Source organism: Actinoplanes utahensis, from assembly GCF_016862455.1.
Lineage (GTDB): Bacteria > Actinomycetota > Actinomycetes > Mycobacteriales > Micromonosporaceae > Actinoplanes > Actinoplanes utahensis.
Genome location: NZ_BOMZ01000011.1, coordinates 28,195 through 42,005, shown reverse-complemented (window position 1 = coordinate 42,005; position 13,811 = coordinate 28,195). Strand labels below are relative to the sequence as shown.

13 protein-coding genes are annotated in these 13,811 nt (G+C 71.7%); 6 read left to right on the top strand and 7 right to left on the bottom strand.

Going from position 1 to position 13,811, the window contains the following annotated elements:
• The first annotated feature begins 79 nt into the window (after nt 1–79).
• Both aceA and aceB read left to right on the top strand, forming a co-directional pair.
• The gene (gene aceA / locus Aut01nite_RS02785; RefSeq protein ID WP_043533733.1) at nt 80–1,363 is read left to right on the top strand and encodes an isocitrate lyase; all 1,284 of its coding nucleotides are present in this window, start codon (nt 80–82) and stop codon (nt 1,361–1,363) included.
• 20 nt (nt 1,364–1,383) lie between these two features.
• Nucleotides 1,384–3,009, top strand: coding sequence for a malate synthase A (gene aceB, locus Aut01nite_RS02780; RefSeq protein WP_043533734.1), 1,626 nt, complete (start codon nt 1,384–1,386; stop codon nt 3,007–3,009).
• 61 nt (nt 3,010–3,070) lie between these two features.
• On the opposite strand, the gene Aut01nite_RS02775 is transcribed toward aceB, so the two are convergent.
• From Aut01nite_RS02775 to Aut01nite_RS02765, 3 genes are all read right to left on the bottom strand, one after another.
• Entirely contained in the window at nt 3,071–3,709 is a 639-nt protein-coding gene (locus Aut01nite_RS02775; RefSeq protein WP_043533735.1) for a 4a-hydroxytetrahydrobiopterin dehydratase, read from the bottom strand.
• Nucleotides 3,710–3,733: 24 nt separating this feature from the next.
• The gene (locus tag Aut01nite_RS02770) at nt 3,734–4,021 is read right to left on the bottom strand and encodes a hypothetical protein (RefSeq protein ID WP_043533736.1); all 288 of its coding nucleotides are present in this window, start codon (nt 4,019–4,021) and stop codon (nt 3,734–3,736) included.
• A 145-nt stretch (nt 4,022–4,166) separates the two neighbouring features.
• Nucleotides 4,167–4,790, bottom strand: coding sequence for a hypothetical protein (locus tag Aut01nite_RS02765; protein ID WP_152629148.1), 624 nt, complete (start codon nt 4,788–4,790; stop codon nt 4,167–4,169).
• Nucleotides 4,791–4,883: 93 nt separating this feature from the next.
• Here Aut01nite_RS02765 and Aut01nite_RS02760 point away from each other — a divergent pair, with 93 nt between their 5' ends.
• Nucleotides 4,884–6,287, top strand: coding sequence for a sulfatase-like hydrolase/transferase (locus Aut01nite_RS02760; RefSeq protein ID WP_043533738.1), 1,404 nt, complete (start codon nt 4,884–4,886; stop codon nt 6,285–6,287).
• A 25-nt stretch (nt 6,288–6,312) separates the two neighbouring features.
• Here Aut01nite_RS02760 and Aut01nite_RS02755 read toward each other — a convergent pair whose 3' ends face one another.
• Both Aut01nite_RS02755 and Aut01nite_RS02750 read right to left on the bottom strand, forming a co-directional pair.
• Nucleotides 6,313–6,972: a phosphatase PAP2 family protein gene (locus tag Aut01nite_RS02755; RefSeq protein ID WP_052164671.1), complete on the bottom strand. Its 660-nt coding sequence runs from the start codon at nt 6,970–6,972 to the stop codon at nt 6,313–6,315.
• 23 nt (nt 6,973–6,995) lie between these two features.
• Nucleotides 6,996–8,756, bottom strand: a complete 1,761-nt coding sequence (locus Aut01nite_RS02750; protein WP_152629149.1) for a methyl-accepting chemotaxis protein — start codon at nt 8,754–8,756, stop codon at nt 6,996–6,998.
• Between the two features lie 79 nt (nt 8,757–8,835).
• On the opposite strand from Aut01nite_RS02750, the gene Aut01nite_RS02745 reads away from it, so the two are divergent.
• The gene (locus Aut01nite_RS02745) at nt 8,836–11,040 is read left to right on the top strand and encodes a putative bifunctional diguanylate cyclase/phosphodiesterase (RefSeq protein ID WP_239124587.1); all 2,205 of its coding nucleotides are present in this window, start codon (nt 8,836–8,838) and stop codon (nt 11,038–11,040) included.
• Here the strand turns inward: Aut01nite_RS02745 and Aut01nite_RS02740 are convergent.
• Nucleotides 11,029–11,331 (bottom strand): DUF1905 domain-containing protein, encoded by a 303-nt coding sequence (locus Aut01nite_RS02740; RefSeq protein WP_043533740.1) that lies wholly within the window; start codon nt 11,329–11,331, stop codon nt 11,029–11,031. The two genes, Aut01nite_RS02745 and Aut01nite_RS02740, sit on opposite strands and share 12 nt — an antisense overlap.
• Nucleotides 11,332–11,515: 184 nt before the next feature.
• Between Aut01nite_RS02740 and Aut01nite_RS02735 the strand changes: the two genes are divergently transcribed.
• Together Aut01nite_RS02735 and Aut01nite_RS02730 are read left to right on the top strand one after the other, a co-directional pair.
• Nucleotides 11,516–12,292: a lytic polysaccharide monooxygenase gene (locus Aut01nite_RS02735; RefSeq protein WP_043533741.1), complete on the top strand. Its 777-nt coding sequence runs from the start codon at nt 11,516–11,518 to the stop codon at nt 12,290–12,292.
• Nucleotides 12,293–12,303: 11 nt separating this feature from the next.
• Nucleotides 12,304–12,882 (top strand): DUF305 domain-containing protein, encoded by a 579-nt coding sequence (locus Aut01nite_RS02730; protein ID WP_236643226.1) that lies wholly within the window; start codon nt 12,304–12,306, stop codon nt 12,880–12,882.
• Nucleotides 12,883–12,885: 3 nt separating this feature from the next.
• Here the strand turns inward: Aut01nite_RS02730 and Aut01nite_RS02725 are convergent, their stop codons facing one another.
• Entirely contained in the window at nt 12,886–13,800 is a 915-nt protein-coding gene (locus tag Aut01nite_RS02725) for a LysR family transcriptional regulator (RefSeq protein WP_043533742.1), read from the bottom strand.
• Nucleotides 13,801–13,811: the final 11 nt, after the last annotated feature.

The window sequence follows — 13,811 nt, the reverse complement described above, 5'->3', positions numbered from 1 at the left end:
GGTGGGATCCGTGAGAGTGAAGTTCTTCCACGAGGAAGAACGCGGAAGAAAAGCGACAGGGCAGGAAAGGGATCTTGAGATGACTGAGTTCGAGAACCGGGGCGGTACCGCTGAGGACCTCACCCGGGAGTGGGCCAGTAACCCCCGCTGGGCCGGCGTCAAGCGTGACTACACCGCGCAGGACGTCGTGCGGCTGCGGGGCACCCTGCAGGAGCGGCACACCCTCGCCGAACGGGGCGCCGCGAAGCTGTGGGACCTGCTGCACACCGAGGACTACATCAACGCTCTCGGCGCTCTCTCCGGTGGCCAGGCGACCCAGATGGTGCGCGCCGGCCTCAAGGCGATCTACCTGTCCGGCTGGCAGGTCGCCGCGGACGCCAACCTCTCCGGCCACACCTACCCGGACCAGTCGCTCTACCCGGCGAACTCGGTTCCCGCGGTGGTCCGGCGGATCAACAACGCGCTGCTGCGCGCCGACCAGATCGACACCTCGAACGGCAGGTACGAGCGTGACTGGTTCGCCCCGATCGTCGCCGACGCGGAGGCCGGCTTCGGTGGCCCGCTCAACGCGTTCGAGCTGATGAAGGGCATGATCGCGGCCGGCGCCGCGGGTGTGCACTGGGAGGACCAGCTGGCCAGCGAGAAGAAGTGCGGCCACCTCGGCGGCAAGGTGCTCATCCCGACCCAGCAGCACGTGCGCACCCTGAACGCCGCCCGCCTCGCGGCCGACGTGGCCGGGGTGCCGACGCTGGTCATCGCCCGGACCGACGCGCTCGCGGCGGACCTGCTCACCACCGACGTGGACGAGCGGGACAAGCCGTTCGTGACCGGGGAGCGTACCTCCGAGGGCTTCTTCCGGGTCACCCCCGGCGACGACGCGGCGATCGCCCGCGGTGTCGCCTACGCCGAGTACGCGGACATGCTGTGGGTCGAGACCGGCAAGCCGGACCTCGCGTTCGCCCGCAAGTTCGCCGAGGCCGTGCACGCCAAGCACCCCGGCAAGCTGCTCTCCTACAACTGCTCGCCGTCGTTCAACTGGAAGAAGAACCTGGACGACGACACCATCGCCCGCTTCCAGAAGGAGCTCGGCGCGATGGGCTACAAGTTCCAGTTCGTCACCCTGGCCGGCTTCCACGCGCTCAACCACTCGATGTACGAGCTGGCCCGCGGTTACGCCCAGACCGGCATGAGCGCCTACGTGAAGCTGCAGGAGGCCGAGTTCGCGGCCGAGGCCGACGGCTACACCGCGACCAAGCACCAGGCCGAGGTCGGCACCGGTTACTTCGACGCCGTCTCCACCGCCCTGAACCCGGACAGCTCCACCACGGCGCTGTCGGGTTCCACCGAAGCCGAGCAGTTCTAGTCAGGACGGGACAGAAGACCATGGGCGCCGAAGAGATCACCATCACCGGTACGACCGCAGGCCGTTACTCCGAGATCCTGACCGCTGAGGCTGTCGAGTTCATCGTGGCGCTTGACCGCGAGTTCGGCGCCCGCCGGGTTCAGCTGCTGGAGCGCCGCCGGCGCCGCCGGGCCACCCGTACCACCGACCTGGACTTCCTCACCTCCACCCGGCACATCCGGGACGACCTGTCCTGGCAGGTCGCCCCGGCCGCGCCGGATCTCCGTGACCGCCGGGTCGAGATCACCGGCCCGCCGGAGCGGAAGATGACCATCAACGCCCTCAACTCGGGCGCCAAGGTCTGGATGGCCGACTTCGAGGACGCCACGTCCCCGACCTGGGACAATGTGATCCTCGGCCAGCTCAACCTGCGTGACGCGCTGGACGGCACGCTCGATTTCACCGCCGCCGACGGCAAGCGGTACGAGATCGGCGCCGGCACGCCGACGATCATGGTCCGGCCGCGTGGCTGGCACCTGCCGGAATGCCACCTGCGCATCGGCGGCCGGGCCGTCTCGGCCTCGCTGTTCGACTTCGGCCTGTACCTGTTCCACTGTGGGCAGCGGCAGATCGACCGGGGCAGCGGACCGTACTTCTACCTGCCGAAGATGGAGTCGCACCTGGAGGCCCGCCTCTGGAACGACGTCTTCGTCTTCGCCCAGGAACACCTCGGCATCCCGCGCGGCACGATCCGGGCCACCGTCCTGATCGAGACGATCAACGCGGCGTTCGAGATGGAAGAGATCCTGTACGAGCTGCGCGAGCACTCGGCCGGCCTGAACGCGGGCCGCTGGGACTACCTGTTCAGCATGATCAAGAACCGTCCGGACGTGGTCCTGCCCGAACGGTCCCAGGTCACCATGACCGCGCCGTTCATGCGGGCGTACACCGAACTGCTGGTCCGCACGTGCCACAAGCGCGGCGCCCACGCGATCGGCGGCATGGCCGCCGTGGTCCCCAGCCGGGACCCGGTCGCCGCGAAGCGGGCCCTCAACCAGGTCCGCCAGGACAAGCGGCGCGAGGTCGGCGACGGCTTCGACGGCTCCTGGGTCGCGCACCCGGGCCTCGTCGAGACCTGCCGTGAGGTGTTCGACCAGTGGCTCGGCGACGAACCGCACCAGATCGTGCGCAAGCGCGAGGACGTGCGGGTCACCGCCGCCGACCTGCTCGGCATCAAGAACACCACGGTCACCGTCAGCGAGGTCGCGCTGCGGACCAACGTCAGCGTGGCGCTGCGCTACACCGCCGCCTGGCTCGGCGGCCGGGGCGCGGTGGCCCTCGGCGGCCTGATGGAGGACGCGGCGACCGCCGAGATCTGCCGGGCCCAGCTCTGGCAGTGGATCTCGACGGGTACGCCGACCGACTACGGCGTGCCGGTCACGGCCGCCATGGTCAACCGGATGCTGCGTGAGGAACTCGACGTGCTCAGCGAGACCGGCGCCCTGGACGAGGAAGGGGCCCGCTGCTTCGGCCAGGCGCGCACCCTGCTGAGCGTGTTGCTCTCCGAGCGGACCTGCCCGGAGTTCCTGACCCTGCCGGCCTACCTTCGGCACCTGTCCGGCGGGACGGCGGCTCCGGTCACCGAACAGGCTACTGTCGCGGCCTGATCGGTGAGAGGCGGGGCGGGGTGGTCTCGGTCCACCCCGCCCCGCTTCGCCATGCCCGTTCTCAACCGCGCTCCTGCCAGGTGCACAGGCACACCCGGTTGCCCTCCGGGTCGGCGAGTACCCAGAAACTCGGCGCCGCCTCGTCGCTGACCAGCGTGCCGCCGGCGGCCAGCGCAGCGTCGATCCGGGGCTGCACCTGCGCCGGATCCAGCCACAGGTCGGGGTGCCAGCGCTGGCGCGGCTCCTCGCTGCCGGACTCCTGGAACCAGACGGTCGACAGCCGTCCGGCCGGATCGACGACCTCACCGGACCGTTCCTCCCCGGCCAGCAGGGCCCGCCAGAACGGCAGCACCTTCGACGACTCGGGCGTGTCCAGCGCCCACTCCAGCAGCACCGCGCCGGCCGGCTCGAGGGCGACGCCCGCCGCGGCCGCGAGCTCGTTGACCGTCGCCGCCAGCCGCAGATCCCGCCCGGTGATCCCACCGACGTCGTGGCTGCTCAGCGTGACGTCCAGATAGGTGTAGCGCAGATCCAGGTCGGGGTGGTGATCGGCCTTCTCGGCGGCGGCGCCGATCGCGTTCACCAGCTCCAGCCCGGCGGCGAAACCCCCGGTCCGCAGCCGGGTCCGCAGCATTCCCGGCAGCGCGACCCAGCCCTGCGGCGCCCGTTCCGCCGCCTCCCGCACAGTCAGCTTCGTCATACGCCCATGCTGCCGGGAACCCGATCAGCCGGCCAGCTTGATCGGGAAGCCGCCGCCCTTCGGCGTGACGATCCACGTGATCGGGTCGCCGTCGGCCTGGCGCAGCCCGGCGACGGGGTCGACGCGCAGGGTCCCGGCCCGGAACGACTCCGGCACGTCGATGTAGACGCCGTAGGATTCCAGGCCACCGAGCGCCTCCGCCTCGACGGACGCCTTCTCGGCGGGATACCGCTTACCGTCGGCCGTCGAGACGGTGAAGAACCGGTGCGTGTAGACCTGGTAGCCGATCACCGACCCGATCGCGCCGGACACCGACCTGGTCGAGTCGAGCCCGGTCCCCGGACTCCTCGGCGGGTTCCCGGCGAGGGGGTGACCGCCACGCCGGTCCGGAGCTGTCCGCCCGCCCGTGCCGGCCGGCAGCGATCCGGGCTCCGGGGGCGCGGAAACGGAAGCGGGCTCAGGGGTGCGGTGGGCGGATGCGGAACCCGCCGTCGGGGGCGGCAGGCGGGCGGGAAGCGGGCCGGTGAGGGGCCGGTGAGCGGGGGACGGTCGCCAGGCGGGCGGTGAGCCAGCCGCGCAGGTGGTCGGCCTCGGGGGCGGCGAGCCGGAGGCAGAGTTCGAGGAGGGCGGGGAAGGCCAGGCAGAACGCGGTGATCACCAGCATGACGACCGGAGCCTGCCAGGTGAGCCCGCGGGAGTGCAGCGAGCCGATGGCGAGGATGGTGACGGCGAGCCAGGAGCCGGCCGCCGTCAGGAGCAGGACGGCGGCGAGGAGCCGGTACCGCAGGCGCACGCCGAAGTGCCCATGGAGCCGGCTGCCGGAGCCGTCGGGCGTGATGTGGCCGATCAGATGTGTTCGGAAGTCGTTGCCCACGTGCGGGCGGGCGGCGGTGATCGCCATGCCCCGGTCGTCGGCACGGCCGATGATCACGAATTCGGCATCGGCGAAGAGGGCCTGCGGCACGCGCCGGCGGTGGCGGGCGTCGATGCCGGCGCGGAGGTGGCGCAGCAGGGCGTCCGGGGGCGCCGGTGAGCTGAGGGTGATCCGTTCGGTGCGCCAGGCGGTGACCCATCGATGCACGTGGACAGTGTCCCGCATTCCGGCAAGTACCTTTACTCCTATCGGTTCGATGGATAATGTGCGACTGCACTTCCACGATCCACAGGAGATGACGTGACCAACCGTGGGACCACCAGGCGTGGTGTCTTCGGCGCCATCGCCGGCGCCGCCGCCGCGACCACCCTCGCCCCGGAGGCGGCCCTCGCGGGCGGCGACCGGCAGGGGCAGGAGAAGCCGTTCAAGGCGCATCCGGGCAGCTCGAAGCGCCCGAACATCCTGTTCATCCTCGCCGACGACCTGGGCTGGGGTGACCTGAGCAGCTACGGTTCGCCGCTGATCAGGACGCCCAACCTGGACCGGCTGGCCCGTGGCGGGGTGCGGTTCACCAACGGCTACTCGGCGGGCGCGGTCTGCTCGCCCACCCGCGTCGCCCTCTACACCGGACGGTTCCCGGGCCGCACGCCCGGCGGCCTGCCCGAGCCGATCAGCGCCGCCAACGCCACCGACGGCATCCCCTCGTCGCATCCGACCCTGCCGTCGCTGCTGAGGTCGGCCGGATACACCACCGCCCTGCTCGGCAAGTGGCACGGTGGCTTCCTGCCGCACTTCAGCCCGCTGCGGGCCGGATTCGACGAGTTCTTCGGCAACTACTCCGGCGGCCTCGACTACTACTCGAAGATCAGTGGGAACGGCCACGATCTGTACGACGGCGAGACGCCGGTGGAGTCGGACCAGTACTACACCGACCTGATCGCGGACAAGGCCGAGGCGTTCGTGCGCCGTTCGCACACCAAGCCGTGGCTGTTGCACCTGAACTTCACCAGCCCGCACTGGCCGTGGGAGGCGCCCGGCGACCGGGCGATCAGCGCGGAGATCACCGCCAAGGTGAAGGCCGGTGACGGCCGTGCGCTGTTCCACTACGACGGTGGGTCGCTGGAGACCTACACCAAGATGGTGGAGAACCTGGACACCCGGATCGGGCAGGTGCTCGACGCGCTGCGCAGGACCGGCCAGGAACGCGACACCCTGGTCATCTTCCAGAGTGACAACGGTGGCGAGCGGTTCTCGTACAACTGGCCGTTCACCGGCAACAAGGCCAGCCTCAGCGAGGGCGGCATCCGGGTTCCCGTGATCGTCCGCTGGCCCGCCCGGATCCGGTCCGGCCAGGTCAGCCACGAGCCGGTGGTCACCCACGACTGGACCGCCACGCTGCTGGAGATCGCCGGCGCCAAGCCGCACGCCGACTACCCCCTGGACGGCGCGAGCTTCGCGGGCTATCTGTTGCGCGGGGCGGCCGCGCCCCAGCGGGATCTCTTCTGGCGTACGCGTTCCGGCCGCGCCCTGCGCCGCGGAAAGTACAAGTACCTGCGCCTGACCACGGGCGGCGCCGACGCCCTCTACGACGTCGAGGCCGACCCGCGCGAGCAGGCGAACCTGGCGGCGAAGAAGCCGGAGCTCGCCGCCGCGCTGCGGCAGCGCTGGGAGGAGATCGACGCCCCCCTGCTGCGTTACCGCTGACCGAGGGGGCGGGCGGCGGCGCCCGTCAGCCGGCGACGTTCTCCGGGACGCGCCGCCGGCCGGCGAGACGCTGGAAGACGGCGAGCGACACCACCACCACGGCCACGCCGAGGAGCAGCCCGGCGACGACGTCGCTGGTCCAGTGCACGCCGAGGACCACCCGGCTGATCGCGGTGCCCACCGGGATCACGACGGCGGCCACCCGGAGCGGCAGGCTGTGCGGGAACAGCACCAGGAAGATCGCGATGCCGAGGACGCTGTTCAGGGCGTGACCGGACGGGAAGGCCTGGCCGACGGCCGAGGAGACCGGCTCCAGCAGCTCCGGGCGGTCCCGGCCGACCAGGAGTTTCAGCAGGCCGCCGAGCAGGCCGCCGGCGATCATCGTGACGGCGACCCAGACGGCCGGGCCGCGGTTCCCGTTCCGGACCAGCCAGATCACCAGGCCCAGGGCGGCCAGCCGGAAGACGTTGGGCTGGAAGATGTTCGTCCACCAGGTCATCGCCGTGGTCAGGGCGGGATGGTCCAGGGCGGCTCGGTTCAGGCTGTCGGTGACCGAGCGGTCCAGGTCGTGCAACGGCGCCCAGTCGCCCGCCACCAGGGCTGCGAGCAGCACGAACGGAACCAGGAGCAGGATCGCCACGGCGGCCGCCGCGCCCGCCCGTACCTCCGGAAGATCAGACCGCATCACCAGCCATTACCCCATATCGGTCAGAACAACTCCATCTCGGTGTCCGTCGATGCGGCCGGCCCCTCGGTGAGACGGGTCCGGTCGGCGGAGAAGTCGTCGATCTGGCTGATCGCGGTGCGGACCTGATCGACCAGGCCGCTGATGGACTGGTGCTGGGCGTCGGCGACGGTACGGACCTGGCTGATCGCCTCCCGTACGCTCGCGATCGTGTCCGTCATGGTGGCCACCGCGCCGGACACGTCGGTCGCCGTGGTCGTCAGCGTGGCGAGGGTCGCGGTGATCCGCTCGGTGGACTCGGCGGTGTCGTCGGCGAGTTTGCGCACCTCGTCGGCGACCACCGCGAAACCGAGACCCGCGTGCCCGGCCCGGGCCGCCTCGATGGTCGCGTTGAGGGCCAGCATCCGGGTCTGCCCGGCGATCGAGGCGATCATCGCCACCATCTCCCGGGTCGCCGGCAGGCTGACGGTGAGCGCCTCGGCGGCCTGATCGGCGCGGGCCGCGTGGCCGGCCATCAGCTCGGTCGCGGAGTGCGCGGCGGCCGCCCCCTCGTTGATCTCCTGCACCGAGGTCTTGACCGCGTCGACGCCGCGGACCGCGTCGCCGAGCTGGTACGCCACCCCGCCGATGATCTGTTCCGACTCGGCCTCCACCCGGCGTAGCGTCTCCTCCCGCCGTTGTTCCTGCTCGGCCAGCTCGCGCATCCGCTCCTCCTCCTGCTCGGTGCGCATCTCGACGAGCTCGACGGCGTGCCGGGCGATCGAGGCGAGCATCTCGTTGATCGCCTCGCCGATCCCGTCGATGTCCGGATCCCCGGACGGCGGCATCCGCAGCGCCAGGTCACCCGACTTGCGGATCCGTTCGGTGGTACGCCGCAGCGGCTGCACCCGGCGGCGGACGGCACGGCGCATCGCCACGCTGATCGCCACCCCGGCGATGATCACCGCGAGGACCACCACGATGCTGAGCTGGAGCAGGGTCGTCTGGGCCTGGCCGCGGATCGGGCGGTCGTTGAGCCCTTCGAGGGTGACTGCGGCCCCGTCCACGCCGGTGATCGTGCAGGCGACCGCGATCTTGTCGCCGACGGCCGCGGTGGTGACCTCGATCGTGCCGAACAGGCTGTCCAGCGAGCCGTGCGGCTGCGCGCCGGCCCGCGGCCGGTCCCGCAACGTGATCTCGTCGTCGGTCTGCCCGGCCAGCGAGGCCAGGCCGGGCCCGTCCAGGATCCGCAGCAGGATCAGCGACCCGTTCGGCGAGCCCACCCCCTCGTCCTGGTAGACCGGGAACGAGCAGAACTCGGCCGGGGTCCCGGTCACGCTGGTGAGCCCGCAGTACGACTCCCCGGCCCCGGCTCCGTCCCGGAGGTACCCCCGTAACACCCCAGGGTCGTCCAGCGGCGCCGGCAGGGCCGTGTACCGCGAGCCGTCGATCAGGCCGCCGCCGCGTACCCGCCCGTCCGGGCCGGCGATCACCGCCGCCGAGATCTGGTACTGCTTCACCAGCAGCGCCGGAGGCACGTCGACGGCGAACCGTTTCCCGTCACCGGCGGCGACGTCCTCGTACAGGGCGGTCCAGATCGAGTTGGTGACGCCGAAATCCGTCAGCCGTTGCGCCTGGGCGCTGATCGCGACCCGCAGCTCCTCGGCCTCCCGGCTCAGCTCGGAGCGTTCCAGCCGGTCGAACGCGGGAACCGTGATCAGGTAGACCGGCACGCCGAGGAGCAGCAGCATGACCGCCACCAACCCCAGTGCGGGCAGCAGTTCACCCTGACGCAATCGCCCCACACGGAATGGTTCGGCATTTTCCCGGACGTACTGAGCCCGTCGCCTCAACTGCGGCCGGGCCCGGTCGATGGCGAAGAACGTGCTGACGAGGGTGTCGTTGTGGGCGGGCTGGCTGGCGGTGGCGGTCGTCGCCGCCCTGTGCTTCCCGCTGTTGCCCGACGACTCCCTGCAAGCCAAGATCTACGTCAACGCGGTGGGGCTGTCGTCGGTCGCCGCGATGCTCGTCGGCGTCCGGCGCAACCGGCCGGAACACCGGGGCGCCTGGCTGCTGTTCGCGGCGGGGGTGCTGACCTTCGTCAGCGGGGACATCACGTACGACGTGACCGAGTCGCTGCTCGGCGAATACCCGTACCCGTCCTGGGCCGACGCCCTGTACCTGGGCGCGTACCCGCTGCTCTGGGCCTCGCTGGCGAGACTCGGCCGCGGTCACGGCGACCGGGAACGCGGCGGCCTCGTCGACGCGGCGATCATCTCCACCGCCATCGGCCTGATCTTCTGGGTCTCGGTGGTCGGGCCGACCCTCGCCGACGCCGGATCCCCGCTGCTGGAACGGCTCGTCACCATCGCGTACCCGCTCGCCGACGTGCTGCTCACCACCGCCGTCGCCCGGATGCTGACCCGCCCGGAGAACCGCACCCCCAGCCTGCGCCTGCTGTCGATCGGCGCGATCCTGATGCTGACCTGCGACCTCGTCTACACGACGATGTCCAGCACGGCCGAGTACACCGGCGGGTTCATCGACTCCGGCTTCCTGGTGGCGTACGCCTGCTGGGGCGCCGCCGCCCTGCACCCGTCGATGCGGCAGCGGCCGGACACCGCCCTCGGCGCGGACGGCATCGGCCGCTCCCGTCTGACCACGCTCGCCCTGTTCACGCTGATCGCCCCCGGCCTGCTCTTCCTCCAGGGCGCCACCGGCCCCGCGCAGATCGCGTGGGTGTCCCTCGGCTCCGGCGCGATGGTGCTGTTCCTGCTGGTCGTGCTCCGGATGTGGGGTCTCGTGCAGCAGGTCCGGGCGCAGGCCGTCCGGCTCGGTGACCTGGCCATGCACGACGAGCTGACCGGGCTGGCCAACCGCCGCGCCTTCGAGGAGCGGCTCGCCGGCGCCGTCGCGACGGGCTCGCCGACGGTGCTGCTGCTGGACCTCGACGGGTTCAAGGCGATCAACGACCGGTTCGGGCACGCCGTCGGCGACGATCTGCTCGCCGTGGTCGCCGAGCGGATCCGGGCCGAGGTGCCGGCCGGGGCGGTGGCGGCCCGGATGGGCGGCGACGAGTTCGCCGTGCTGCTGCCCGCCTGCGCCGTCGCCGGCGAGGACCTCGCGGTCCGGCTGCGGTCGGCGATCCACCGGCCGGTCCACGCCGGCGGGCACGACCTGCTGGTCGGCGCCAGCATCGGCATCGCCGACGGCGGCGACCGGGTGGAGATCCTGCGCCGTGCCGACGTCGCCATGTACGCCGCCAAGGCCGACGGCGGCCGGCACCGCCGGTACGCGCCCGGCCTCGACGACCGCACCGACGAGGAGGCCCGTCTCGGCGCCGAGCTGCGCACCGCCCTCGACCGGGGCGAGTTCCACCTGGTCTACCAGCCGATCGTGGAGCTTCCGCACGGTGACGTCGCCGCCGTGGAGAGCCTGATCCGCTGGTGGCATCCGGAACGCGGGTACGTCAGCCCGGACGTCTTCATCCCGGTCGCCGAACGCAGCGGTCTCATCGTCGAACTGGGCGAGTGGATCCTGCGGACCGCCTGCCTGCAGTATGCCGACTGGTGGCGGCACGGCGTCGCCCCCGAACGGTTCGGCGTCAACGTGTCCGCCCGGCAGCTCGCCGAACCCGGCTTCGCCGCTCTGGTGGCGGCGGTCCTGGCGGAGACCGGCGTGCACCCGGCCCGGCTCGTCGTCGAGGTCACCGAGACCGCCGTCTTCGGCGGCGGCGCCGCCGTCCGGGCCGTCCAGGAGCTCAGCGACCTCGGCATCGCCATCGCCCTCGACGACTTCGGCACCGGCCACTCGTCACTCGGCCTGCTGCAGACCCTCCCGGTCCGCGTCCTCAAGGTCGACAAGTCCTTCGTCGAGAACGTCACGATGGCCGGCCGGCACGCCGTCATCGCCACCTCGCTGATCCAGGTCGCCAACGGTCTCGGCCTGGTCGCCGTGGCGGAGGGCGTGGAGACGGCCGAACAGGCGGCCGAGCTGTACCGCCTCGGTTACCGCCGCGCCCAGGGTCACCACTTCGGCCGCCCGGCCCCGGCCCGGCCCACCTCGACCGTTGAGGTCTCACGCGTCTGAGAGCTCGATGGTCACCGACGCGGTGTCGCCGGCGGTCAGGGACTCGGCGGTGCGGATCGCGCGTTTGACGGGCAGGACGTAGGCGTCGCGGGCCTTGTCGGGGAAGATCGACGTCGTCCAGGAGCTGCCCCCGATCGAGGCGCGGACCCGCACCGAACCGAAGCCGCGGGTCAGCCCGCTGGTCAGATGCCGGATGTCCTCGGACACGTCCGCCGGCAGGCTGACGAACGTCCACGTCTCGTCGCGGCGTGCGTCCCAGATCCACAGCTCGCTCTCGAACTTCACCTTCACGAGCGCAGCATGCCATCCGGGTACGACAGATCAGGCGGGACGCCGGCGCACGGGTCCATGGACACGGGACGAGCCTGAGCGTGCGGCAACCCTAAAGAATCCTTAACACTGTTTACAGTTAGGTGTCTTTAATTTACGTTGGTGAACACGTCCCCCTGATGCGGTCCTGGACAAGGAGCAGTTCATGCGACGCAGGTTCACACTTCCCGCGCTGACCGTCGCGGCGGTCGGCGGATCCCTGATGGTGGCCGTCGCCCCGGCGTCCGCCCACGGCTACGTCTCGTCGCCGCCCAGCCGGCAGGCCAACTGCGCCAGCGGCGCGGTCTCCGGCTGCGGCGACATCGTCTACGAGCCGCAGAGCGTCGAGGCCCCCAAGGGCTCTATGCAGTGCAACGGCGGCACCAGCCGGTTCACCGTGCTCAACGACGCCGCCAAGAGCTGGCCGGCGGCGAACGTCGGCACCAGCGTCACCTTCAACTGGGTGCTGACCGCCCGCCACTCCACCTCGACGTGGGAGTACTTCATCGGCAACAGGCTCGTCGCGTCGTTCAACGACGGCGGGGCGCAGCCGGGGGCGACCAAGTCGCACACCGTCAACCTGTCCGGGTACAGCGGGCGGCAGACGGTGCTGGCCCGGTGGAACATCTCCGACACGATCAACGCCTTCTACTCGTGCGTGGACCTCAACATCGGCGGCACCGGCGGCAACCCGACCCCGACCCCGACCACCCCCACCCCGACGCCGACCACCCCCGGCCCCACCCCGACCGTGACGCCGACCAGCAACCCGACCCCGACGCCCACGGCCACGTCCGGCACGACGACGTGGGCGGCGGGCAAGGCGTACCGGGTGGGCGACCGGGTCACCTACAACGGCGCCTCCTACCAGTGCCGGCAGGCGCACACCGCGCTCGCCGGCTGGGAGCCCCCGCACACCGCGGCGCTGTGGGCCGCCGTCTAGCACCCTTCGGCGTGGGGAGTTCGGGCGCGCCTGGCGGCCGAACTCCGCACGCCGGTCTGCGGTTCGTCCTGGTGTGCCTGCTGGTGCTGCTGTCGGGGGCATGTGGCACCCCGGCGGCGGACGCCCCGCACAACGACACCGACGTGATGTTCCTGCAGATGGGGCTCGCTCAGATCGCCGAGGGGGAGCGGCTGGCCGGGATCGCCGAGGCCGGGGCGGGGAACACCGAGATCCGTACGATCGCCGCGGAACTGCGGACCCAGTGGAGCGCCGAGGCCGCGACGATGCGGGACTGGCTCCGCGGCTGGGGCCGCCCGGAGGCCGCCGACCCGTCGGCCGGGGCGCACGCCGGGCACGGCGATCTGCACGCGCTGCGCGAGGAGGACTTCCAGGGGCTCAGCGGGCATCGGGGCGCCGACTTCGACCGTGCGGCCGTGGCGCTGCTGCTCGGCAATCTGCACAACGGCATGGAGACCATCCGGATGGAGGTCGCCGGTGGTTCGTACCCCCGGGCGGTCGATCTCGCCGAACGCATGCGCGCGGCGCGGCAGAAGCAGATCCAGCGCCTTCTCGCGCTCGCCGCGGGCTGACCGTCACGCCGCGGTCAGCGGGGCGGCGGGCAGCGCGCCGACGGTCTCGTGCAGCATCCGCAGCAGGGTCCCCACCAGCGGGTCGGTGCGCCGCCGGCGGCTGGTGGCGACGCCCACGTAACGGCACGGACCCGGCGGCAGCAGGCGGGCCGCGGTCAGTCCGGACGCGTCGGCGGTGAGCGCCACCTCGGGGATCATCGAGATGCCCACGCCGGCCCGGACCAGCGACTGGGCGAACTGGTAGTCGGTGCCCCGGCACGCGGTCCGCACCGGGAAACCGGCGAGCGCCGCGTAGTGCTCCAGCATCTCGCCGACCGACAGACAGCCGTGCACCCAGCGCTCCCCGGCGAGCTCGGCGAGGGTCAGGTGGTCGCGCCCGGCGAACCGGTGCCCGGCCGGCAGCACGATCCACATCGGGTCGTCGGCCAGCGGCGTCCACTCCACCCCGGCCGGCATCGGCAGCGGCCCGGTCTCGAAGTGGTAGAGCAGCGCGAGGTCGGCGGCGCCGGCGCGCACCAGCGGCAGGCTGTCCTCCGGCTCGCTCTCGACGACGGTCAGCTCCACCTCGGGGTGCTCGGCGGTGAACCGGGTCAGCGCGGGCGGCAGGATCCGCTGGCCGCCGCTGGTGAAGGTGGCCACGGTGAAGCGCCGGGCGGCGGCGAGCCGGGCGATCTCGCGTTCGGCGGTGAGCAGTTCGGCGGCGATGGTGTCGGCGGTCTCGGTGAGCACCCGGCCGGCCTCGGTCAGCTCGACGCCGCGGGTGCTGCGCCGGACCACGGCGGTGCCGACGGCCCGTTCCAGGGCGCTGATCTGCTGGGAGACGGCGGACGGGGTGAGCCGCAGCTCGGCGGCGGCGCGGTTGAAGCTGCCGTGCCGCGCGACAGCGGCGAGCGCCTGGAGACGACGGCTGTCGATCATCAGTTCTCCTT

Bases quoted from the DNA above. Each gene is read 5' to 3' on its own strand.
- aceA (WP_043533733.1), top strand. From the start codon at position 80: ATGACTGAGTTCGAGAACCGGGGCGGTACCGCTGAGGACCTCACCCGG.
- aceB (WP_043533734.1), top strand. From the start codon at position 1,384: ATGGGCGCCGAAGAGATCACCATCACCGGTACGACCGCAGGCCGTTAC.
- Aut01nite_RS02775 (WP_043533735.1), bottom strand. From the start codon at position 3,709: ATGACGAAGCTGACTGTGCGGGAGGCGGCGGAACGGGCGCCGCAGGGC.
- Aut01nite_RS02755 (WP_052164671.1), bottom strand. From the start codon at position 6,972: ATGCGGTCTGATCTTCCGGAGGTACGGGCGGGCGCGGCGGCCGCCGTG.
- Aut01nite_RS02735 (WP_043533741.1), top strand. From the start codon at position 11,516: ATGCGACGCAGGTTCACACTTCCCGCGCTGACCGTCGCGGCGGTCGGC.
- Aut01nite_RS02725 (WP_043533742.1), bottom strand. From the start codon at position 13,800: ATGATCGACAGCCGTCGTCTCCAGGCGCTCGCCGCTGTCGCGCGGCAC.